Source organism: Pseudomonas sp. CFBP 13711, from assembly GCF_014842265.1.
Classification (GTDB): Bacteria; Pseudomonadota; Gammaproteobacteria; order Pseudomonadales; family Pseudomonadaceae; genus Aquipseudomonas.
In genome coordinates this window covers 599,767-620,834 of record NZ_JACYVI010000001.1, presented here as the reverse complement: position 1 = coordinate 620,834, position 21,068 = coordinate 599,767, and the positions used below count along the sequence as shown (strand labels likewise).

Genomic DNA, 21,068 nt, shown 5'->3' with positions numbered 1-21,068 from the left:
CGGCTTACACCGACGCGTCGTCCTTTTTCTCGCGCACCTTGTTCACACGCCCGCCACTGGTGCTGACCTGCACGTTCAGGCGCGGCGTCGCCAGGTCCATGCCGGCTTCATCCAGATAGCGTTTGAGCGACAGGTTGAACGCCCGCGACACTTCCCATTGCTTGATCGGCGCGGTCTTGAAGCGGGCGCGGAGGATGGCGTTGCCCGAGTCGAAACTCTCCACCCCCTGAATCTCCAGCGGCGACCAGATGTTGCGCCGTTGCAGGGGATCGGTACGCATTTTCTGGCCGACGTCGCGGACCATCTTCAGCGCGTCATCGATGTTCATGTTCGCCGGAATCGCGATGCGGAAGATCGCGTAACCGAACTCCCGCGAGTAGTTCTGGATGCTCTTGATCTCGCTGAACGGGATGGTGTGGACGATGCCGTCGATGTCACGCAGGCGCACGGTGCGGATGGTCAGGCCTTCCACCGTGCCCAGGTGACCGCCGACGTCCACGTAATCGTCGATGGCCAGGGAATCTTCGATGATGATGAACAGCCCGGTGATCAAATCCGCCACCAGCGACTGCGCGCCGAAACCGATGGCCAGGCCGATCACACCGGCACCGGCCAACAGCGGCGTCACGTTCATGCCCATGTTCGCCAACGCGACGATCAGCGCAATGATGAAAATCGTCACGAACAGCACGTTGCGGATCAACGGCATCATGGTCTGCGCGCGGGTATTGGCCAGGCCTTTGCGCGAGCGGGTCAGGGCGTGGTGAATCGCTGTGTCCGCGAGAATCCAGATCAGCCAGGCAAACATCAGCGTCGCCGCCAGCCCGATCAGCCGAAGACTGATGTCGCGGCCATCGCCCTCGGCGAAGCGGATCAGCGACAGGCCCCAGACCCGAAGGCCCAGTTCGATGAACACCAGCCAGATGAGCAGGTGCGCGACCGTGTAAAAGAAGTTCTTCAGGCGGTCCGAATACAGCGCGTGACGCTTGTGGGCATGGCCAGGCTTGAGCGAATGGCGTTTCACCAAGCCGTTGATGACCATGCACAACACCAGCAGCACGGTGCAGATCAGGGCCTGACGCAAGGCGGTGCTGGTGTCGCCCGCCGAAAAGAAGGTGGCGAACAGGGAAACGCCCACCAGCACCAGCGCCGGCAAGTACCAGAACGTGCCGAGGACCTCGATGCTGTCGCTCAGGGCGCGACGTTTGAAACGACGCGACAGCGCCTGGTTGCGGATCAGATGCGCGATCGGGCGACGGAAGCGGATGATGAACAATCCCGTGGACAGCGCAGCCATGACATTGGCCAGGGTCGCGGCGGTGTGCGCCAGGTGCACCCCAAGGCTGGCGACCAGACGCGGGTCGCTCAACGCCTCGCCGAACGCGGCAAAACTGCCGATCCACCACAACGGCCGAAACGCCTGATGGCGCAGGATATACAGCGCTTGGTGGCGGTGCGGCCCGTCGAGCAGAGAAAACGCGATGACACAGACCGCCGAGAACAGCGTGCCGACCACCAGCGCGTAGGCGAGCACCATTGCCAGATCCCTACCCAGCGAGGGCGGCAGCGAGTAACTCAGGTAGATCGTGATCACCAGCGCCACCAGCCACGGGCCCAGCTTGCGTAGGGCGAAGCGCAGCATGTCCGACAGGCGGGGGTGCTGCGGAAGCTCGGCGGAAAGGCCGAAGCGCAGGCGCACCTTGTGGCCCAGCCAGATCAACGCCGCCGCCAGCAAACCCCAGATCGCCAGCACCACGGCAAAGCCCCAGATGATCGGCCACCACTGGTTGGCCGGCAGCATCAGCGCCATCAGCTCGTCCTCCGCCAGCGCCGCTTCGTCCCCCCAGCGGCTGAGCGGGCTGTCCGCGCCGGTGAACTGTTTTTCCAGCTCGGCGAACGAACTGCCGATCAGGCCCAGCACGCCCTGCTCCACGGTCGGCTGCGCCTTCTTGGTGGCGTCCCGCAACTTCTTCAGGTCATCAAGCAACTTCCTGCGCTGCTGATCGTTTTCCAGCGACGTGATCACCTCGTCCAGGGACTGCCCCAACGGCTCCTGGGCCTGGGGCTGCGTCTTGTCACCGCCACTGAGCAGACTCGGCAGGCCAGCGGCATGGCTCAACGCAAACGGAAAGAGCGCCAGCAGGCACAGCAGGAACAGGCGGGGCAGAACGGAAAGGCGGGTGGGAGCGATCACCTGGAAACAAACCTCGGATAGACAGGCGCTTGGGGGGGGGCGTGGTGGGGAACCGTGCCCGGTCAAGCAGAGGCGGATGAGTTTACGAGGGGATGGGGGGTGTGGCGAGTGGATTTTGGCTTAGTTATTTACCAACATCGTCAAGCGGCCAGAGTTTTGATAGAAAACCCGAGGCCGCCTGGCGACTACAACAATTGACCAAGTAGCCAGCTCAGTCGAGCACCACTATTACTCTGATGTATTTATTCTTCTCTGGTTGTATCTGTAACAATGAACTCGAATACTTCTGAGTAGGCACGTTGACCACTGCTATCTTTTACTGAGTACTTAGCCGTCACCTGGCTGCCTGCGGGGTGCTGGAATAAACCGTATAGCTGCGGACCGGTCAGCTCAATCGTCAACACCTTGGATATATCAGATGCGCCGACGGGGAGCGGTTTGGATGAAGGGAATGGCCCAGGCGGGGGAGGACCTCCATCGACCCGTGTTACTTCAGCGATATAAACAGTGATTTCATCGCCAGCCTTAATTGTATCGCCGTCTACAAAAACGCCAAAACTGAATCCTTCTGCAGTTGTGTACTGTTGTCCATTGAATTGGAGTTTTTTAACGATGGGCGGGGCCAAGCTTTTTATGCTCATTACGCATTTCCTTTTGCGTGATTAGATTGCAAGCAAAGTATTGGCAGTGGAGGACAGAGGGTCAAGTAATTGCGAGCCGAACATCTAGACGTTTTTGCGATTGCCTCTATTGCTGTTGGCTATTAGTTATGTGTGACCCTGTACTGAGAGGGCATCGCTCATGCGACTCTTGGGAGAATCTTGACAACTTCCGTACAGCATCATCAGCATGCCAAATGTGATAGATGCAATGCCGCTGCTGTAATCGCGTTAGCTGAAACCGACACACAGCAAAAGCAATCTCATCACGACGAGGATGAGAAGGATAAGGTAGTCATCCATGACAGCATGCTCTTTTGAGAAGCAGTGCTGTCAAGTTAGGTCGGATTGGGGAAATGACTGGCGCCAATGCTAACCGCGGACTAGCGCGCTCTTACCAAGCGTCGTTCAGGGCAACTCGGCGCTCGCATAAAACGCTGATAGCACTTTCACCAGATGCGCCAGGTCCTGGCTGCCCGCCAATTCACGGATCGAGTGCATGGCGAAGGTCGGCAGGCCGATGTCAACGGTGCGCACGCCCAGATGACCGGCCGTGATCGGGCCGATCGTCGAGCCGCAGGCCATGTCACTGCGCACGACGAAGCTCTGCACCGGCACTTCTTCGGCCATGCACAGGTGGCGGAAGAACCCGGCGGTTTCGCTGTTGGTGGCGTAGCGCTGGTTGCTGTTGACCTTGATTACCGGGCCGGCATTGAGTTTCGGCCCGTGGTTGGCGTCGTGCTTTTCAGCGTAGTTGGGGTGTATGCCGTGGGAATTGTCAGCTGAGATCAGCAGGGATTTCTGAATGGTGCGGACGTAGTCGTCACCTTCCGGCAGCAGACGTTGCAGCACTTGTTCCAGCATCGGGCCGTCGGCGCCGCACGCAGACGTCGAGCCGACCTCTTCGTGGTCGGTGCAGATCAGCAGGCAGGTCTCGTCACCATCGGCATTAAGCAACGCTTGCAGCCCGGCGAAGCAGGACAGCAGGTTGTCGAGCCGCGCGCCGGCGATGAAGTCACCGTTCAGGCCGATGACGGCGGCGCTTTGGGTGTCGTAGAAGCTGAGTTCGTAATCGAGGACGACGTCGGCGTTCAGGCCATGCTCGCGGGCCAGTTGATCGGTGAGCAGGGCGCGGAAGTCGGGGCGTTCATCACCGGCGACCTGGGCCAGGATCGGCGGCAGTTCAGTTTGCGGGTTGATCGCCCAGCCTTCGTTGGCGGTGCGATTGAGGTGGATCGCGAGGTTGGGGATGATGGCGATCGGCAGTTTGAAGTCGATCAACTGGCTTTCGACTTTGCCGTCGCGGCGGAAGGTGACGCGGCCGGCGAGGGAGAGGTCGCGGTCGAACCACGGCGCAAGCAGGGCGCCGCCGTAGACTTCGACGCCCAGTTGCCAGAAGCCCTGGCGTTGCAGTTCGGGTTGCGGTTTGACGCGCAGGCACGGGCTGTCGGTGTGGGCGCCGACGAGGCGGATGCCGCTGGTGAGGGGCGACAGGCGACCGAGTTTGAAGGCGACGATGGAGGAGTCGTTGCGGGTGACGTAGTAGCGGCCGCCGGCTTCGGTGTACCAGGGCTCGCGTTCGTCGAGCCGCTGGTAGCCGGCGCCTTCGAGGCGTTGGACCAGGCTGGCGGTGGCATGAAAGGGGGTGGGGGAGGCCTTCAGGAAATCGATAAGGCCCTGATTCAACTCTTCGCGCATAGGTTACTCCAGGCAGCAATGGGCGGGAGTTTACAGGCCAAAAGGTGTTTTGATCGAGATCAAGATCAATATCAAGATCCTTAAGATCAAGAGCGTCTGTCTGGGGACAGACTGTTTCGCCTTCGGCGAGTTACTTGGAAAAGCACCCCAAGTAACCAAGGGTGCTTGCTCCTGGTTGGGCCCGACTTCGTCGGGTTCCTTCACTCCGGTCCCGCTCCGTAGGCCCGCGCCGAACGGACATCCATGTCCTGACGGCGCTCTCGCCGCATCCATGCGGCTCGGCCCACTGCGCGAGACCTGCGTTCAGCCTGCACCCAAGTCGCGTTCTGCGGTGTTTGAACCTTTTGCGCACGAAGATCAACAGCAACGGCTTCCCGGCTGAAGCCGGTCCCACTGAATGCACGCGCGGCTGTTAGTGGGACCGGCTTTAGCCGGGAAGGGGCCGGTCTGGACAATGGTTTTTCTGAACATCAAAACTGAGTGCCGGAAATAGAAAAGCCCCGGCTTTCACACCGGGGCTTCCTTTGGAAGCATCAACCTGGTCTCAGCGGTTGATTTTGATCTCGACGCGGCGGTTCAGCGCTCGGCCGTCGGCGGTTTTGTTGTCGGCTACAGGGCGCGCTTCGCCATCACCTTCAACGGACACGAACGAGGCACGCGGGATGCCGGCGCTGACGAGGTAGTCGGTCACCGATTGCGCGCGTTTTTGCGACAGTTTCTGGTTGTACGCATCGCTGCCTACGCTGTCGGTGTGGCCGCTGACGTGGAGTTGCACGTTCGGGGCTTCGGTTTTGAGTTTGGTCGCAACCATGTCCAGCTGCTGTTTGTCACCCGGTGTCAGCGTGGCTTTGTTGAACTCGAAGTGCACGTCACGAATGGTGATGATTTCTTCTTTCGGCAGCACCACCGGAGCAGCAACTGGCTCAGGCGCAGGTGTCACGATCGGGCAACCGGTCGCATCGACCGGGGTGCCTTTCGGCGTGTTCGGGCATTTGTCCTTGCTGTTGAGGACGCCGTCGCCGTCATCATCACCATCCCCGTGAGCCCAGCAATACGCGCCGGCCATCACGCCCACCGCACCACCGAAGCCTGCCGCCACCGAGGCGGTCTGGAAGGCGCCGATCGCGGCGCCAGTCAGCGCGCCGCCGGCCGCACACAGTGGCCAGTCGGTCTTTTGCAGGCCCGCACACCCCGTCAATACACTGGTAACCAAAATCAGAGGTAACGCTGTCCGAATCATGCTCATACAGTTCTTCTCCTTTGGTATCGGCTAAAACCGACTGAAATGCAGTAAAGACGCGTGTGAGGCCGTTCGCCACCCCGATTTCAGGGGTTTACGGGATTTCACCGCACAATTCGGACTCTTCTTTGGGGAATAGCCTTTTGCCTTCACTCCGTACGCTTTGTCATATCGCGAAATGAAAAAGTTCAAGCACTAGGCCATCGAAGTTCAGCGCGCTACCCTTGCCCGCCTGACCGAGGAACTCCAATGACTGATCGCTTCTCCAGCCGCACGCCGCAACAGGCCCTCGCCGCCCTGCTCGACCTTTATGCGCCGAAGCGTTTGCTGCTGGTGGGCGCCGGGGAATTTCCGGCGTTGCAGGCTTTTCGCGAAGCGCATCCGCAAACCGAACTGGCCCAGGCGGCACCGGGCCTTTTGCCCGCCGATCTGGCCGGGCAGCGTTTTGATCTGGCACTGGTGGTGGACTGTCTGGAGCACATACCCAAGCGTGCGGGGCTGGAGCTGTTGGGCGGAATCCGCAACCTCAATGCCAGCCGGATCGCCGTGCTGGCGGACCTGGATGCCTGCGGCTGGCAATCCACTGATTTCTACTCGCTGGCACTCCAGGTCAGTGAACGGTTTTCCCGGGATGAGCAAGTGCTCACGCTGTTCACCTACGATCTGCGGGAATACAAACAGGTGCCGGACTGGCTGAACGCGAAGTTCTGGGCCAATCCGGAGAATTACGGCAAGTACTGGTGGTGAGAGACGCATCATGAGCAGCGCAATTTGCCCCTGCGGCAGCGGCAATCTTCTCGACGGTTGCTGCGGCCGCTATCACGCCGGTCAGCCTGCCCCTTGCGCCGAAGCGCTGATGCGTTCGCGCTACAGCGCTTATGTGCTGGGATTGGTGGACTATCTGCTGGACACCACAATGCCGGCGCAGCAGCCCGGGCTTAACCGAGATGCCATCAGCCAGTGGAGCGCCCAGAGCACCTGGCTGGGCCTGGAAGTGGAAGGCGCCGAGTTGATCGGCGGCCAACCTGAGCACGCGTTCGTGACCTTTAGCGCCCGCTGGCACGATGCAGACGGCGAGCATTGTCATCGCGAGCGCTCGGCGTTCGTGCAGCATGAGGGACGCTGGTATTTCATCGACCCGACGGTCTCGCTCAAAGCCGGTCGTAACGACGCCTGCCCCTGCGGCAGCCGGCAAAAGTTCAAGAAGTGCTGTTCGGCTTATCTCGCCTGACCTGTCAGCGGCAACGCAGTAACCTCTATGACAGGCAGTCCTCAGGCCAGGCGGATGTGGGAAACGTCCGGCACCAGCACGTGCTCAACCGGCTTGTCCTGACCCAGATCAGCGCCCGCCGGGGCCAGGCTCAAGCCGGACAGGTCCAACTGCGGCGCACGCGTCGGCATTCCCGGATCCTGCACGTCCTCGCCCGGCTCGGAGAGCGTGTAGTCAGGCGCCTCGACGTCCACAAACGCAGCCATGTAAACATCACGCGGCTTGACACTGGCTTTGCGCGTCGGCGTGGCGTCGTTGCGCGGCGCCGTCAGGCTTGAGGGTTTGCGCGTCCAGCTCGGCTCGTCGGGCGGCGGAGCCAGTTCGACCTCTTCTACTTCAACCTGGGCCGGCGCTTCTGCAACAGGGGCCTCCACGACATGCGCCATGGGCGCGACCTGGGCCATGGCTCCGGCACGTTCGAGGGTCGAGCGGTACTTTTCGGCGGCCGTCTCATCGAGGTTGTTTTTCAGGACCAGCCGACGGCCGGAGAACAACAACGCGATGCGCTGAGCGTCCGCCTGAAACAGCTTCGCCAGGTTGGCCTTGACCAGATCCGGCTGCGCGCCGGGCACCAGTTGGCCGGAAAACACAATTTCGTAGAGCTTCATGGTCAATACTCCTTCGACACATGGCGCGAGTATGGCGCAGGCTGTGGAGAACGGCGAGTCACGTGCAGTGGCGGTCAGACCGGGCCTATCAGACCGGACACAAAGGGAGCGACCCATGATGTTTGCAGCACACGTCCTCAGAATCGCAGGCCTCTTCGCGCTCCTGGCGCTGTCGGGCTGCTCAACCTGGATAACCGGGGGCTTCGAAGACCCCGACGTCAAGCTGCTCAAGGTCGAGGTGGTCAAGGCCAAGTTGCTGCGTCAGGACTTCAAGCTGCGCTTTCGGGTCGACAACCCCAACGACTCCAGCCTGCTGGTCCGCGGCCTGCGCTACAAGATCCTGCTCAACGACATGTTGCTCAGCGAAGGCGTCTACAGCGACTGGTTCATCGTCAAAGCCAACAGCCACAAAAACTTCTCCGTGCCGATCCGCACCAATCTGTGGGAACACCTCAAGGACATCTCCAAGGTGCTCGGCAAAGCCAATCAGCCAGTGCATTACCGATTGGAAGGCAAGCTCAAGACCGGATTTTTATTCGGACACAGCGTGCGCATCGGGCGCAATGGCGACATAATCCCCGGCGATTTGATTCCGGAGTAACCCCATGAACCAGCAAGCCCACGTGCACGGTCCCGATTGTGACCACGATCACGACCATCACGATCACTATCATGACCACGGCCACGTGCACGGCCCGCATTGCGGCCACGCACCTCAAGAGCCGGTCCGCAACACGCTCAAGGATGTCGGCCGCAACGACCCTTGCCCGTGCGGCAGCGAGAAAAAATTCAAGAAGTGCCACGGCGCGTAACGCACCGGTTCCTTCCACGGCCTGATCTTCAGGCCGTTTTCATTTGTGCGGCGGACGTTTGAAGGCGTAAAACAGGTGCAGCCTTAATGGCAGTCGTGATGACTTCACCTGGAGCGCGCAATGATCGATCTGCACTACTGGACCACCCCCAACGGCCACAAAGTTTCGATTTTCCTCGAAGAAGCGGGCCTGCCGTACACCATTTTCCCGGTCAATATCGGCGCGAACGAGCAGTTCGAAACCGATTTTCTGAAGATTTCCCCCAACAACAAAATTCCAGCCATCGTCGACCACCAGCCTGCTGACGGCGGCGAACCGCTGAGCCTGTTCGAGTCCGGCGCGATCCTGCTGTACCTGGCCGAGAAGACCGGCCGGTTCATTGCGACAGACCTGCGCGGCCGGCAGGAAACCCTGCAATGGCTGTTCTGGCAAATGGGCGGCCTGGGCCCGATGGCCGGCCAGAATCACCATTTCAACCGGTTCGCCAAAGAAAAAATCCCCTACGCGATCAAGCGCTACGTCGACGAAACCGCGCGTTTGTACGGCGTGTTGAACGAGCGTCTGGCCGATCGCACCTTCATTGCGGGCGAGGACTACGGCATCGCAGACATGGCGATCTACCCGTGGATCGTGCCGCACACGTTTCAGGAGCAGGACCTGGATGACTTCCCGCACTTGAAGCGCTGGTTTGACGCGGTGGCCAATCGCGATGCGGTGAAGCGGGCCTACGCACTGGTGGACAAGATCAATCCGCCGAAGCCGTAATCTCAGGGTCGACAGGGTTCAGGGGGACGCGCTGATGTCCCCTCTGAAACCCGAAAATAAACTCCCTCCCCCGGCTTGCGTGACGCCCGCCTGCTCTCTAACGTAGCGCCTTTTCTACGCCCACCCCCGCAGGAGCTCCATCATGGCCTCGCCAGCCCTTTCAACTTTGAAGACGCGCATGAGCGCGGCCGCTGCCATGATTGGACTTTTGAGCCTGGCCGGTTGCCAGCTGGGCGGTGAAGACCGCGACAGCCTGCCGCCTGCCAGCGGGGTGTTTGCCATTAAAGGGCTGGCGCAGAACGTTTCCATTCGCCGCAACAATCTGGGCATGCCGCTGATAGAAAGCAGTACGTTCCATGACGCGCTGTTTACCCTCGGGTATGTCCACGCCAGCGATCGGATTACGCAAATGATGCAAATGCGCCTGCTCGCCCAGGGCCGACTGTCGGAAATCGCGGGGCCGGGCGCCCTCGATCTCGACCGCATGATGCGCGCCGCCAACCTCAAGCAGACCGCCGGCCAGTTGTATGCCGCTTCGTCGCCGCGCCTGAAACGCTTCTTCGAGGTGTACGCGCGCGGCGTCAACGCTTACCTGTTCCGCTACCGCGACAAACTGCCGACTGACCTCGCTGATTCGGGTTACAAGCCTGAATACTGGAAGCCCGAAGACTCGGCGCTGATCTTCAGCCTGCTTAACTTCAGCCTGTCGGTAAACCTGCAGGAGGAGATTTCCTCGCTGGTGCTGGCGCAGAAAGTCGGCGCGGACAAGCTGGCCTGGCTGCTGCCGACCTACCCCGACGAAGCGTTGCCCTTCGCTGAAGCCGACAAGCTCAAAGGCCTGAACCTGGGCAGCCAACTGCCGGGCCTGAGCGATCTGGACAAAGCGGCGCTGCAGCTTTCGGACCTCAACCTGCTGGGCGTTTCGGCGTCGAACAACTGGGTGATCTCGCCCCAGCGCGCCCGCGCCGGCAAGAGCCTGCTGGCCACCGACAGCCAGTTGGCGCCGACCCTGCCGTCGATGTGGAATTTCGTGCAGATCCGCTCGCCGAAATACCAGGCTGCAGGCGCGACCGTTGCGGGCTTGCCGCTGGTCTTGTCCGGCTTCAACGGCAAACTGGCCTGGGGCATGGGCCCGGCGATGGGCGACAATCAGGACCTGTTCCTGGAAAAGCTCAAGCGCGAGAACAACCGCCTGATGGTCATGGCCGACGGCAAATGGGTCGCGGCGGGCGCCCATGAGGAAACCTACTTCGTCAAAGGCCAGAGCCCGGTGCGCGAGCCTGCCTACGAAACCCGTCATGGCCCGCTGCTCAACGCGAGTTCTGCGCAACTGGCCAGCGGCCTGGGCGTTGCCCTGCAGATGCCCGACGCCAAGGACGACAAAACCCTCGACGCCCTCTTCGATCTGACCCGCGCGCAAAACGTGCAGCGAGCCTTCGACACCACTCGGGAAATTCGTGCCATCACCCTGAACATGGTGTTCGCCGATGCCTCGAACACCGGCTGGCAAGTGACCGGCAAATACCCGAACCGCCGCGACGGACTCGGCCTGATTCCTTCGCCGGGCTGGGATGGCCGGTTCGACTGGGACGGCTACGCCGACGCGATGCTGCACCCGTACGATCAGGATTCGCAGCAAGGCTGGATCGCCACTGCCAACCAGCGCACCGTGCCAAAAGGCTATGGCATGCAGCTGTCCAATTCCTGGGACTACCCGGAGCGCGCCGAACGCATCGCCGAACTGGCCAATGCCGGCAAGCAGGACACCCGCAGCACCGTCGCTATGCAATACGACCAGACCACGACCTTCGCCGCCAAACTGAAGAAAATGTTCTCCGAGCCCGGCATGTCAGCGCCGCTGAAACAGGCCATCGACGCCCTGCCCGCGCCAGAGCGCGACAAAGCCCGCGAAGCGTTGAACCGCCTGATGGCGTTCGACGGCAGACTGTCGCCCGGTTCGGCAGATGCGGCGATTTACGAACTGTTCCTGCAAGAAAGCGCACGCCAGACCTTCCTCGATGAACTCGGCCCGGAAACCAGCCCTGCCTGGAAAGCACTGGTGCAAAGCGCGGACCTGTCCTACTCGCCCCAGGCCGATCACCTGCTGGGCCGCGAAGACAGTCCGTATTGGGACGACGTCAAAACGCCGCAAAAAGAAGACAAACCCGCCATCCTCGCCCGCAGCCTGGCCGCCGCCATCACCGTTGGCGAAAGCCAGCTGGGCGCCGATCACAAGGTCTGGCAGTGGGGCAAGTTGCACCAGACCACCTGGACCGCCCAAAGCGCCCAACTCAGCGCTGCGCTGGGCGGCAGCAAGGCAAGCGTGACCAAAGGCCCGATCGCCACCGGCGGCGACCACACCACGCTCAACGCCTCGGGCTTCCACTGGGGCCAGGACTTCAACGCCGCCGTCGTCCCGGCCATGCGCATCATCGTCGACTTCGCCCAACAAGAACCGATGATGGCGCAAAACGCCGCGGGCCAATCCGGCAACCCCGCGAGCCCATACAACGCCAACGGCATCGACCCCTGGATGAAAGGCCTGTACATGTCCGTGCCGATGCAACCGGAAAACTTCGAAAAAGCCTACGGCAAACAGCGCCTGACGCTGACGCCCGGGAAGTAAATGGTCCAGCGATCCGGGATGACGCGGAGCGTCTCGGGATGCATTCCCACGCAGAGCGTGGGAACGATCAAAGAAGTGGCGCCTGAAATGGCCCCTTCCCGGCTAAAGCCGGTCCCACTAAAAGCGATGCGTGCATCCAAGATTGATGGTGCCTGAAATGGCCTCTTCCCGGCTAAAGCCGGTCCTACGAAAAGCAGCGCGTGTGGTCAACAGGACCTGCGGCGCCGTAGGACCGGCTTCAGCCGGGAAGCTTTCGATCTGCNGCTTTTTGTGGGACCGGCTTCAGCCGGGAAGAGGCCAGTATGTGCGCTGGCAGTTTTGCAGACCGGCCCCCTTCCCTGTGGGAGCGAGCTTGCTCGCGAATGCTGTTGCTGTTGCTGTTGCTGTGCTTTTGATCTTCCTACACAAAAAATCCAGACACCGCAAAACGCGACTTTGGTGCAGGCTGAACGGAGGTTTCGCGGAGTGGGCCGAGCGGCATGGATGCCGCGAGAGCCGCCCCCCGCCATGGATGGCGGATGGCGGCGGGCCCACGGAGCGAGACCGGAGTGAAGGAACCCGACGAAGTCGGGCCCAACCGAGAGCACGCACCCTTGGTTACTTGGGGTGCTTTTCCAAGTAACTCGCCGAAGGCGAAATGATCTGCCGTTAGGCAGATGTTCTTGATCTTCAGTCTGTCCTGACTAACGAAATCAAAACGGCGCCGGGCACTCGAACCGAACCCGCTCGCCCGTCCCCGGATGGGTGAACGCCAACATGCTCGCATGCAGACACAACCGCGGATAGGCCGCCAGGGCCTCCGAATGCGCATACAGACCGTCGCCCAGCAACGGATGCCCGATCGACAACATATGCACCCGCAACTGATGCGACCGCCCGGTAATCGGCGTCAGCTCGACCCGGCAATGGGTGTCATACCGCTCCAGCACCTTCCAGAACGTCAACGCATGCTTGCCCAATTCATGATCCACCACATGACGCGGCTTGGTTGGCGGGTCGTAACGCAATGGCAGATCAATACTGCCGCTGTCCAGGTCTGGCTGGCCCCACGCCAACGCCGTGTAAGCCTTCTCCGTCTCGCGGTCATGAAACTGCCGGGACAACTCACGGTGGGTGTCCGCGTCACGGGCCAGCAAAATGATCCCGGAGGTTTCCCAATCCAGCCGATGGACAATTCGCGCCTCGGGGTAGCCGTTTTCCTGCAGGCGGGTAATCAGACAGTCCTTGTTGTCGTCAGCGCGACCGGGGACCGAAAGCAGCAGGGTGGGCTTGTTCACCACCAGGACGGCGTCGTCCTGATGGAGGATATGAACGTTGGACAGCGGCATTGAACGCCTCATCACTCAAACAGGTGCACCGCGATCGCAGCAGCCATCGCGGCGCAGAAAACAGGTCTTCAATGACGCCAACGGCGGCGCGCTTGCCTGACTCCGCAAAGGGATTCAGGCAACCGGGCCGCCGTAGCGACTGCCGTTTCGATCAACGATCAGGCAGGGTGATGTTCAGTTCCAGAATCGAGCAGCTGCCGTCGTTTTCAAGGGCGACATGCACGTCATCGTTGCCGATATTGACGTACTTGCGGATCACCTCGACCAACTCCTTCTGCAAGGCGGGCAGGTAATCCGGGGTGCTGCGTTGGCCGCGTTCATGCGCCACGATGATCTGTAGACGCTCTTTCGCTACCGACGCGGTGCTGGGCTTTTTGTTGGCACGAAAGAAGTCAAAAATGCTCATCAGTTACCCCCGAACAGGCGTTCGAAAAATCCTTTTTTCTGTACGTCCAGGAAGCGGTGCTCACGGTCCTTGCCCAACAGACGGTCAACGGCATCGCTGTACGCCTGGCCAGCGTCGCTCTGATCATCAAGGATGACCGGCACGCCCTGGTTGGACGCCTTGAGTACGGCCTGGGACTCCGGAATCACGCCCAGCAGAGTCACCGCGAGGATTTCCTTGACGTCTTCGACGCCCAGCATCTCGCCCTTGCTCACGCGCTCAGGGTTGTAACGGGTCAGGAGCAGGTGCTCCTTGATCGGGTCTTCCCCACGCTCGGCGCGGCGGGACTTGCTGGCCAGCAGGCCCAGCATGCGGTCCGAGTCACGGACCGAAGACACTTCAGGGTTGGTCACGACGATGGCTTCGTCGGCGAAATACATCGCCAAGTGAGCGCCCGTTTCGATACCGGCAGGGGAGTCGCAGACGACGTACTCGAAGGTTTCCTTGAGTTCCATCAGGACTTTTTCAACGCCCTCTTTGGTCAGCGCATCCTTGTCACGGGTCTGGCTGGCAGCGAGGACGTAAAGACCTTCGATCTTCTTGTCCTTGATCAGCGCCTGCTGCAGGTTGGCTTCGCCGTTGACTACGTTGACGAAGTCATAAACGACGCGACGCTCGCAACCCATGATCAGGTCGAGGTTACGCAGGCCGACGTCGAAGTCGACGATAACTGTTTTGTGGCCGCGCAGTGCGAGACCGGTACCGATGGCGGCGCTGGTGGTGGTCTTGCCCACACCACCCTTGCCGGATGTAACCACGAGAATCTTGGCCAAGGTGTATCACCCCTAGAGGAAAAGGACGTTGAGTCCCTGAAGAGCCCCTCATGACGGCGCAACTAAAGCGGGCGAGGGCGGTGATCGGAACCCGTGAAGGAATTCCTGTTCGGGCGAACAAAAAAATATCCCGAACGTCCCGGTGCCTTCGCGTCGTTTTCGCGACGAATCAGAGTGGCTTAAAAATGGCGCAGTATCCGTTAAAGACGGGTGATGTTCAACACGTCGCCGGACAGACTGATCTGCACCCCGGCGCCCCACAGCGGATCCCGGCGCAGGTCTTCGGACACCTTGTACTGGCCGGCGATCGAGATCAGTTCGGCGACCATCTGCTGGCAGAAAATCCGTGCCTTGGTATCGCCTTTGATCCCCGCCAGCGCGCGGCCGCGCATCGGGCCGTACACATGAATGTTGCCGTCGGCGAGCAGTTCGGCGCCGGGGCTGACCGAGGAAATCACCACCAGATCCGAGCCCTGGGCGTAGATCTGCTGACCGCCGCGCACGGGGGCGGTGATGATCTTGGTCGGTTTGATCAGCGGCTCGGGCGGCTTTTCGATGATTTCCGGCTTCTTTTTGACTTCGCCTTCCGTCGGATCAAGCGGTCGCTCGCGCGCGCCCGAAGGCGGCAGCACCGGCAGGTCGATGGAAATGGCGGCGGCGATGTCTTCAATCCGGTTGGCCCGAATGGCCAGGGTGCGCAGACCGTGCTGACGGCAGATGCGCATCATCGCCGGCAGGTCGATCGCGCCTTCATCCGGCGGCAGTTTGTCGAGGGCCAGCACCAGCGGTGTATTGCTGAAGAAGTTCGGCGCCTGGGCGACTTTTGCCGCCAGTTGACGATCCAGCGCTTCGAGGTTGTTGCGGGCCAGTTCCAGCACAGTGATGGCCAGCATGCTGCCCTTCAGCTGGAACACGGGGTCCTTGTCTTGCAATTCGATTTGGCTCATGTCGGCATACAGCGGCTTGTCGCTAAAAGTGCCGAGACTTATAACGATAACGCCCGCCAGCCGCAAGGGAGGCGCAACCGACGGCGGCACGATCCGCGCGAACCGATGTAGAATGCCCGCCTTTGTCCTGACGGAAGCTGTAATGGATCGCCCGCGTTTTCGAGCTCATTTTCTTCATCCCCGCTTCTGGCTGCTGTGGCTGGGGCTGGGCTTGCTCTGGCTGATCGTGCAGTTGCCGTTTCGCGTGTTGCTGGTGATTGGCCGTGCGTTGGGCTGGGTCATGTATTACCAGGCAACCGATCGGCGGGTGATTGCCGCGCGCAACCTCGAGCTGTGTTTCCCCCAGTATTCAAAGGCCGAGCGCAAACGCCTGCTGAAAGAAAACTTCGCCTCCACCGGCATCGCGTTTTTTGAAATGGCCATGAGCTGGTGGTGGAGCAAGCCCCGTCTCGCGCGGTTGGCGCACATCGACGGCCTACATCATTTAAAGCAGGCGCAGCTGGACGGCCATGGCGTGATCCTCATGGCGCTGCACTTCACCACCCTGGAAATCGGCGCGGCCCTGCTGGGTCAGCAGCACACCATCGACGGCATGTACCGCGAGCACAAGAACGCGCTCTTTGATTACATTCAGCGACGCGGCCGCGAGCGCCACAACATGGATTCCATCGCCGTCGAGCGCGAAGACGTGCGCGGCATGATCAAGCAACTGCGCAAGGGCCGGGCGATCTGGTATGCGCCGGATCAGGACTACGGCGCCAAGCAGAGCATCTTCGTGCCGCTGTTCGGCATTCAGGCCGCCACCGTGCCGGCCACCAGCAAATTCGCCAAGCTCGGCCACGCGCTGGTCGTGCCGTTCACTCAGGAGCGTCTGGCCGATGGCAGTGGCTACAAGCTGGTGATCCATCCGCCTCTGAGCGATTTTCCGGGGGAGAGCGACGAGGCCGACTGCATTCGCATCAATCAATGGGTCGAGCGCGCCGTCACCGCATGCCCCGAGCAGTATCTGTGGGCGCACCGGCGTTTCAAGAGTCGGCCGCCGGGCGAGCCGAAGCTGTACAAGAAGCGTGGCTGAAACCAAGAGCTGAGACCCCATGACGACAAGCGCCACAGAACAACACGCGGTGCGCAACGCCTCAGCCTTGGCTCCCGGCGTCGAGCCAGTGACCGGGCTGATCCTGTCCGGCGGCGGCGCTCGTGCGGCGTATCAAGTGGGGTGCTGGCGGGCATCGCCGACCTGCTGCCGGTCGGCGCCAAAAATCCTTTTCCGGTGATCGTCGGCACCTCCGCCGGGGCGATCAACGCGGTGAAGCTGGCCAGCGGCGCCGCGCAATTTCGTACGGCAATTCACGAACTCACTGAGTTTTGGCAGGGCTTTCGCAGCCATCAAGTGTTGCGCAGTGACTGGCCCGGCGTCGTTCGGCAGGCGGCGCGGTTCTTCGGTCGCAGCTTGCTGGGCATCGGTCGCCAACAGGTGCCGGTGGCGCTGCTCAACAGCTCGCCGCTAAAAGACCTGCTGACCGCGCGACTCAACCTCGACGGCATCCAGGAAGCCATCGAAGCAAAGCATCTGCGCGCGGTGGCGATCACCGCGTTTGGTTACGAGTCGGGGCAGGCGGTTACGTTCTATCAGGGCAAGGGCACGATCGAATCCTGGCTGCGGCATCGCCGGATCGGCTTGCCGACGCGCTTGACCATTGACCATCTGCTGGCCAGCTCCGCAATTCCGTTGCTGTTCGCGCCGGTGAAACTGGGGCAGGAATATTTTGGTGACGGCGCGGTGCGGCAGTCGGCGCCAATCAGTCCGGCGCTGCACCTGGGCGCCAACCGCGTGCTGGTGGTGGGCGTCAGCGGCAACCCCCGTGGCCCCGGCGCCAATCCGCCCCTGCCGCGAGCGGTCCGTGGCGTGCAGCCGAGCCTCGCGCAGATCGGCGGGCACATGCTCAACAGCACATTCATTGACAGCCTGGAGAGTGACATTGAACTGCTGGAGCGGCTGAATCTGGTCAGCCGCATGCTGCCCGGGCCCGACGTGCCCAGGCCGCAGTCGTCAGACTCGACGCCCATTCAGTCCCTGGCGCCGGTCGAAGTGTTGGTGATTTCGCCCAGCCAGCCCATCGATGAAATCGCCGCCCGTCATCGCCGCGAATTGCCCCCGGCGCTGCGCACTTTTCTGCGCGGCCCGGGTGCGACCAAGACCAGCGGGGCTGGGGTGCTGAGCTATCTGTTGTTCGAATCGGGTTATTGCAGTGAACTCATCGAGCTGGGCCGCCGCGACGCGATGGCCCAGAAGGAGGAGTTGATGCGGTTCTTGCGGTCGGAGTAGTTGCTCTGCTGAATGCCGGGTTCAGGGCGGTCAAGCCGTCAGTTTGTCATCCCGAAAATCCCGCAGCGCCTGTTCGATTTCTTCCCGGCTGTTCATCACGAACGGCCCGTATTGCACGATCGGTTCGCCCAGGGGCTTGCCAGCGATCAGCAGCACGCGGGCGCCCGTCTGAGTGCTCAGCTGAATCTCACCGCTTTCCGACAATCGCGCGAGACGGCTCGTACCCAGTTTCTGTGGCTGTCCTGCGATCTCGACTTCACCTTCGTACACGTACAGCAGCACGCGATGGCCGTCGGCGACGCGCGGGCTGATGTGGCTGCCGGCGGGCATGTGGAAATCGAAATACTGTGGCTCGGTGTCCGGACGCTGCACGGCGCCTGGCTGGGACGTCTGGCCGTCGTCGAACTGACCTGCGATCACCACAACGTCGACGCCGTTTTGCGTGGTGATGCGCGGAATGCGCTCGGGTTGAATGTCGTCGTAACCGGCGTCGCCCATCTTCGATTTGGCCGGCAGGTTGAGCCACAGCTGGAAGCCGCGCATGGCGCCTTCTTCCTGCTCGGGCATCTCGCTGTGGATGACCCCGCGCGCAGCGGTCATCCATTGCACACCGCCGCCTTGCAGCAGGCCGACGTTGCCCATGTGGTCTTCATGGCGCATGCGGCCTTCGAGCATGTAGGTCACGGTCTCGAATCCGCGATGGGGGTGGGGCGGAAAGCCGGCGATGTACTCGTCGGGGTTCTCGGAGCCGAACTCGTCGAGCATCAGGAACGGGTCGAAGGCTTCGATGCCTGGCCCGCCGAACACACGGGTCAGCTTGACGCCGGCACCGTCGGACGTTGGTTGGCCGGCCTGGATCGACAGCACTTTACGAAATTGAGGCATGGGGCTCACTCCGGCAGAAGGGGAATGGCGCCTATGGTAGGCCTGTTGGAGCGATGGATGGGTGAGGTTTTTGCGGGGGAATGATCGGGTTTGGCGATGGGTCTGGGCGAAGTGTGGGAGCGAGCTTGCTCGCGAATAGGTTTATAGCCGCCAGATCTCCAGCGGCCGTAATAACGTCTTCGTGAGCAAGCTCACTCCCACAAGATCCCTGCCAGCAGTGCCAGCAGTATTCAGATCACGTTACTCGGACACCTGCAGCTTGCGGGCTTCGGTGTACACGTAACGCACTTTCTCGTACTCGAACGGCGAGTCCATCTGACCGTAGCGGAAGCTGGTCGTGTAGCGACGGTCGATGGCGCGCAGCAGGTACAGCTCAGGATGGTCTTCGCTGACCTGAGCGACGTTGAGGAAGTTGATCTGCGACTCTGCGGTGAAGTCGAAGACCAGACCGCCGGTGTCACGCAGGTTCGACGGGCCAAGGATCGGCAGCACCAGGTACGGGCCGGCCGGTACGCCATAGAAACCCAGGGTCTGACCGAAGTCTTCGCTCTGTTTCTTCAGGCCCATCAGGGTCGCCGGGTCCCACAGCCCGGCAATGCCCAGGGTGGTGTTGACGATCAGGCGGCCGGTGGTTTCCATCGAACGCTTGCCCTTGAACTGCAGCAGGCTGTTCAGCAGGTTCGGCACATCGCCCAGGTTGCTGAAGAAGTTGCTGACGCCCGTGCGCACGAAGCTCGGTGTCACGTATTTGTAGCCGTTGACCACCGGCAGGAACACCCACTCATCGAAGCGATAGTTGAAGTGGTAAACCCGGCGGTTCCAGGATTCGAGCGGATCGTAGACATTCAGCGCGTTGAGGGACGAACGCTCGAACTCCTGAGCATCCAGACCCGGGTTGAATTTCAGCGACTTCAACGGCTCGGTGAACCCGTCCGGATTGTCGATCCGCTGGACCGGGGCTGCCTGGGAAACGATCGGCGCGTCGGCCGCGTGGACGGCGCCAGCGCAGAGGAGGGCGGCGATAAGCAATAGACGTTTAGCCACGGAAAAACTCCAGCATGGCGTCGCTGTTGACGCGATAGTTCATGTTGCCGCAGTGACCGCCGTAAGGGTAAACGGTCAAGCGATCGCCAAAAGTCTTGCGCAGGAAACCGAGGTCGCCCGGGCCGAGGATCACGTCGTCGGCGTTGTGCATCACGGCGATCTTCTTGCTGCTCGCCAGGTAATCCTTCAGCGCGTACAGGCTGACCTGATCAACCAGTTGCAGCAAGCTGCCGCCGTCGGTACGGGCACGCCACATCGGGATAACCTGCTCGGTCACGTAGCAGTCGAAATCGCATTGCAGCGCGCGCTTGAGGAACGGCGTCAGGCTGGTGCCTTCGCTGATCGGGGTCTTCGGCGGGGTAATCAGGCCGCGACGGTTGATCAGGTCGGAGGTGAAGGCGATGTCGGCTGCAGAGAACCGGAACGAGGTGCCGATCAGCATGGCCATCTGTTCATTGGACAGGTGCTGCTTGGACTGCTGGAAGTCATACAGCAGCGCATCGTTAAGGTCGATGTAGCCTTTTTCGCGGAAGTAGCGGGTCAACTTTTGCAGCACCAGTTCATAAAAGGTGGTGCTGTTGGTGATGCCTTTAACGTCGGTCTGCACCATCTTGTCGAGGTTGGTGATCGACGTGTACAGGTTCACCGGCGGGTTGATCAGCAGCACTTTCTTGAAGTTGAAGCTGCGACGGGTTTCGTCGAGTTTGCTGACGAACGCCGCATCCAGTGCGCCTAGGCTGTAACCGGTCAGGTAATACTCGGTGACCTGCAGCTTGGACTGCTGGGCGCGAACGGCCTGCATGACGCGGTACAAGTCTTCGGCGTCTTCCTTGGTCACGCCCGGGGTGGCGAAACGTGAGGCGGCGCTCATGAAGTCGTAGCTGGTCGGCGACGAAAGCTGCACGACGTTGTAACCGGCGCCGTAGTACAGCTTCTTCAGGTATTCATTAAGGGTGCTGTTATAAGGCGCGCCGGTGCCGGCGATCAGGAAGATCAACGGCGCAGGGTGGTCTTGTTTGGCGAGGCGGTAACGCAGTTTTTTCACGGCCCAGAAGTTGTCCGGCAGTGTGAACTCACGCTCCGGACGCATGGTGAGGCTGTAATCGTCCTGATCGATGTCGGCGTCTTCAGGCACCTTGGCACGCAAATCCGGTGGGGTCGTGGCGATGGTCGCTTCGAACGGATTGGTCAAGGGGAAGCCATAGCTGGACGGATCGATATCGACCGCCATCACGGACGCACTCAAAAACAGGCCGCCTGATAAGGCGGCGAGGCGCAGAAAACGAAGCATGACTGAATCCCTTGGGAATGATGTGCTGTTGAAATACGCAGGCTATGACACGGGTGTAGTGCCAAAGTGCCGTGACGGCAAGTGACTCTCGCATGACCCTCCGCGACGATACAGGTTATGGCACTTCTGGCCTGTCTGCTCGTGCTTTTTATTGCCC

19 protein-coding genes and 1 pseudogene are annotated in these 21,068 nt (G+C 61.2%); 8 read left to right on the top strand and 12 right to left on the bottom strand.

Going from position 1 to position 21,068, the window contains the following annotated elements; translation table 11 throughout:
• Positions 1 to 4: 4 nt before the first annotated feature.
• From IFT47_RS02805 to IFT47_RS02790, 4 genes are all read right to left on the bottom strand, one after another.
• Positions 5 to 2,194, bottom strand: coding sequence for a mechanosensitive ion channel family protein (locus IFT47_RS02805; RefSeq protein ID WP_342345348.1), 2,190 nt, complete (start codon positions 2,192 to 2,194; stop codon positions 5 to 7).
• A 242-nt stretch (positions 2,195 to 2,436) separates the two neighbouring features.
• The gene (locus IFT47_RS02800) at positions 2,437 to 2,835 is read right to left on the bottom strand and encodes a hypothetical protein (protein ID WP_192170949.1); all 399 of its coding nucleotides are present in this window, start codon (positions 2,833 to 2,835) and stop codon (positions 2,437 to 2,439) included.
• A gap of 426 nt (positions 2,836 to 3,261) precedes the next feature.
• A complete protein-coding gene (locus IFT47_RS02795) occupies positions 3,262 to 4,551 on the bottom strand; it encodes a M18 family aminopeptidase (RefSeq protein ID WP_192170950.1) in 1,290 nt (429 codons plus the stop codon).
• A gap of 544 nt (positions 4,552 to 5,095) precedes the next feature.
• Positions 5,096 to 5,797 carry an OmpA family protein gene (locus tag IFT47_RS02790; protein ID WP_133777092.1) on the bottom strand — a complete coding sequence of 234 codons (702 nt, stop codon included), beginning with the start codon at positions 5,795 to 5,797 and terminating at the stop codon, positions 5,096 to 5,098.
• Positions 5,798 to 6,040: 243 nt separating this feature from the next.
• On the opposite strand from IFT47_RS02790, the gene IFT47_RS02785 reads away from it, so the two are divergent.
• Positions 6,041 to 6,538, top strand: coding sequence for a DUF6231 family protein (locus IFT47_RS02785; RefSeq protein ID WP_192171567.1), 498 nt, complete (start codon positions 6,041 to 6,043; stop codon positions 6,536 to 6,538).
• Positions 6,539 to 6,548: 10 nt separating this feature from the next.
• A complete protein-coding gene (locus IFT47_RS02780; protein WP_192171568.1) occupies positions 6,549 to 7,022 on the top strand; it encodes a YchJ family protein in 474 nt (157 codons plus the stop codon).
• A 41-nt stretch (positions 7,023 to 7,063) separates the two neighbouring features.
• Here IFT47_RS02780 and IFT47_RS02775 read toward each other — a convergent pair whose 3' ends face one another.
• On the bottom strand, positions 7,064 to 7,669 hold the full coding sequence (locus IFT47_RS02775) for a hypothetical protein (protein WP_192171569.1): 606 nt from the start codon (positions 7,667 to 7,669) through the stop codon (positions 7,064 to 7,066).
• Positions 7,670 to 7,784: 115 nt separating this feature from the next.
• Here IFT47_RS02775 and IFT47_RS02770 point away from each other — a divergent pair, with 115 nt between their 5' ends.
• The 4 genes from IFT47_RS02770 to IFT47_RS02755 all read left to right on the top strand — a co-directional run bounded on the left by IFT47_RS02770 (position 7,785) and on the right by IFT47_RS02755 (position 11,872).
• Positions 7,785 to 8,270, top strand: a complete 486-nt coding sequence (locus IFT47_RS02770) for an LEA type 2 family protein (protein ID WP_065992587.1) — start codon at positions 7,785 to 7,787, stop codon at positions 8,268 to 8,270.
• A gap of 4 nt (positions 8,271 to 8,274) precedes the next feature.
• Positions 8,275 to 8,481, top strand: coding sequence for an SEC-C metal-binding domain-containing protein (locus IFT47_RS02765; protein ID WP_192171570.1), 207 nt, complete (start codon positions 8,275 to 8,277; stop codon positions 8,479 to 8,481).
• A gap of 120 nt (positions 8,482 to 8,601) precedes the next feature.
• Positions 8,602 to 9,246 carry a glutathione binding-like protein gene (locus IFT47_RS02760; RefSeq protein WP_192171571.1) on the top strand — a complete coding sequence of 215 codons (645 nt, stop codon included), beginning with the start codon at positions 8,602 to 8,604 and terminating at the stop codon, positions 9,244 to 9,246.
• 142 nt (positions 9,247 to 9,388) lie between these two features.
• On the top strand, positions 9,389 to 11,872 hold the full coding sequence (locus tag IFT47_RS02755; RefSeq protein WP_192171572.1) for a penicillin acylase family protein: 2,484 nt from the start codon (positions 9,389 to 9,391) through the stop codon (positions 11,870 to 11,872).
• A gap of 692 nt (positions 11,873 to 12,564) precedes the next feature.
• Here IFT47_RS02755 and IFT47_RS02750 read toward each other — a convergent pair.
• The 4 genes from IFT47_RS02750 to minC all read right to left on the bottom strand — a co-directional run bounded on the left by IFT47_RS02750 (position 12,565) and on the right by minC (position 15,365).
• A complete protein-coding gene (locus IFT47_RS02750) occupies positions 12,565 to 13,200 on the bottom strand; it encodes an RluA family pseudouridine synthase (protein WP_192170951.1) in 636 nt (211 codons plus the stop codon).
• A gap of 151 nt (positions 13,201 to 13,351) precedes the next feature.
• Positions 13,352 to 13,606, bottom strand: a complete 255-nt coding sequence (gene minE, locus IFT47_RS02745) for a cell division topological specificity factor MinE (RefSeq protein ID WP_037013831.1) — start codon at positions 13,604 to 13,606, stop codon at positions 13,352 to 13,354.
• Positions 13,606 to 14,418, bottom strand: a complete 813-nt coding sequence (minD, locus tag IFT47_RS02740; protein WP_037013830.1) for a septum site-determining protein MinD — start codon at positions 14,416 to 14,418, stop codon at positions 13,606 to 13,608. Before minD ends, minE begins: the two co-directional genes overlap by 1 nt.
• A gap of 200 nt (positions 14,419 to 14,618) precedes the next feature.
• Complete coding sequence (gene minC, locus IFT47_RS02735) at positions 14,619 to 15,365, bottom strand: septum site-determining protein MinC (protein WP_074890214.1); 747 nt, start codon at positions 15,363 to 15,365, stop codon at positions 14,619 to 14,621.
• 142 nt (positions 15,366 to 15,507) lie between these two features.
• Between minC and IFT47_RS02730 the strand changes: the two genes are divergently transcribed.
• Both IFT47_RS02730 and IFT47_RS02725 read left to right on the top strand, forming a co-directional pair.
• A complete protein-coding gene (locus tag IFT47_RS02730; RefSeq protein ID WP_192170952.1) occupies positions 15,508 to 16,440 on the top strand; it encodes a lipid A biosynthesis lauroyl acyltransferase in 933 nt (310 codons plus the stop codon).
• A 19-nt stretch (positions 16,441 to 16,459) separates the two neighbouring features.
• Positions 16,460 to 17,691: pseudogene (locus IFT47_RS02725) on the top strand (patatin-like phospholipase family protein).
• A gap of 30 nt (positions 17,692 to 17,721) precedes the next feature.
• On the opposite strand, the gene IFT47_RS02720 reads toward IFT47_RS02725, so the two are convergent.
• From IFT47_RS02720 to IFT47_RS02710, 3 genes are all read right to left on the bottom strand, one after another.
• The gene (locus tag IFT47_RS02720; protein ID WP_192170953.1) at positions 17,722 to 18,576 is read right to left on the bottom strand and encodes a pirin family protein; all 855 of its coding nucleotides are present in this window, start codon (positions 18,574 to 18,576) and stop codon (positions 17,722 to 17,724) included.
• 240 nt (positions 18,577 to 18,816) lie between these two features.
• Entirely contained in the window at positions 18,817 to 19,620 is an 804-nt protein-coding gene (locus IFT47_RS02715) for an MlaA family lipoprotein (protein ID WP_192170954.1), read from the bottom strand.
• Positions 19,613 to 20,911: a serine/threonine protein kinase gene (locus IFT47_RS02710; RefSeq protein WP_065986875.1), complete on the bottom strand. Its 1,299-nt coding sequence runs from the start codon at positions 20,909 to 20,911 to the stop codon at positions 19,613 to 19,615. The genes IFT47_RS02715 and IFT47_RS02710 overlap by 8 nt, the downstream gene beginning before the upstream one ends.
• Between the last annotated feature and the right edge of the window lie 157 nt (positions 20,912 to 21,068).

What these genes read in the sequence shown, in the direction of transcription:
- IFT47_RS02800 (WP_192170949.1), bottom strand. Translation starts at nt 2,835, where the DNA reads ATGAGCATAAAAAGCTTGGCCCCGCCCATCGTTAAAAAACTCCAATTC.
- IFT47_RS02795 (WP_192170950.1), bottom strand. Translation starts at nt 4,551, where the DNA reads ATGCGCGAAGAGTTGAATCAGGGCCTTATCGATTTCCTGAAGGCCTCC.
- IFT47_RS02790 (WP_133777092.1), bottom strand. Translation starts at nt 5,797, where the DNA reads ATGAGCATGATTCGGACAGCGTTACCTCTGATTTTGGTTACCAGTGTA.
- IFT47_RS02785 (WP_192171567.1), top strand. Translation starts at nt 6,041, where the DNA reads ATGACTGATCGCTTCTCCAGCCGCACGCCGCAACAGGCCCTCGCCGCC.
- IFT47_RS02780 (WP_192171568.1), top strand. Translation starts at nt 6,549, where the DNA reads ATGAGCAGCGCAATTTGCCCCTGCGGCAGCGGCAATCTTCTCGACGGT.
- IFT47_RS02775 (WP_192171569.1), bottom strand. Translation starts at nt 7,669, where the DNA reads ATGAAGCTCTACGAAATTGTGTTTTCCGGCCAACTGGTGCCCGGCGCG.
- IFT47_RS02770 (WP_065992587.1), top strand. Translation starts at nt 7,785, where the DNA reads ATGATGTTTGCAGCACACGTCCTCAGAATCGCAGGCCTCTTCGCGCTC.
- IFT47_RS02765 (WP_192171570.1), top strand. Translation starts at nt 8,275, where the DNA reads ATGAACCAGCAAGCCCACGTGCACGGTCCCGATTGTGACCACGATCAC.
- IFT47_RS02760 (WP_192171571.1), top strand. Translation starts at nt 8,602, where the DNA reads ATGATCGATCTGCACTACTGGACCACCCCCAACGGCCACAAAGTTTCG.
- IFT47_RS02755 (WP_192171572.1), top strand. Translation starts at nt 9,389, where the DNA reads ATGGCCTCGCCAGCCCTTTCAACTTTGAAGACGCGCATGAGCGCGGCC.
- IFT47_RS02750 (WP_192170951.1), bottom strand. Translation starts at nt 13,200, where the DNA reads ATGCCGCTGTCCAACGTTCATATCCTCCATCAGGACGACGCCGTCCTG.
- minE (WP_037013831.1), bottom strand. Translation starts at nt 13,606, where the DNA reads ATGAGCATTTTTGACTTCTTTCGTGCCAACAAAAAGCCCAGCACCGCG.
- minC (WP_074890214.1), bottom strand. Translation starts at nt 15,365, where the DNA reads ATGAGCCAAATCGAATTGCAAGACAAGGACCCCGTGTTCCAGCTGAAG.
- IFT47_RS02730 (WP_192170952.1), top strand. Translation starts at nt 15,508, where the DNA reads ATGGATCGCCCGCGTTTTCGAGCTCATTTTCTTCATCCCCGCTTCTGG.
- IFT47_RS02720 (WP_192170953.1), bottom strand. Translation starts at nt 18,576, where the DNA reads ATGCCTCAATTTCGTAAAGTGCTGTCGATCCAGGCCGGCCAACCAACG.
- IFT47_RS02710 (WP_065986875.1), bottom strand. Translation starts at nt 20,911, where the DNA reads ATGCTTCGTTTTCTGCGCCTCGCCGCCTTATCAGGCGGCCTGTTTTTG.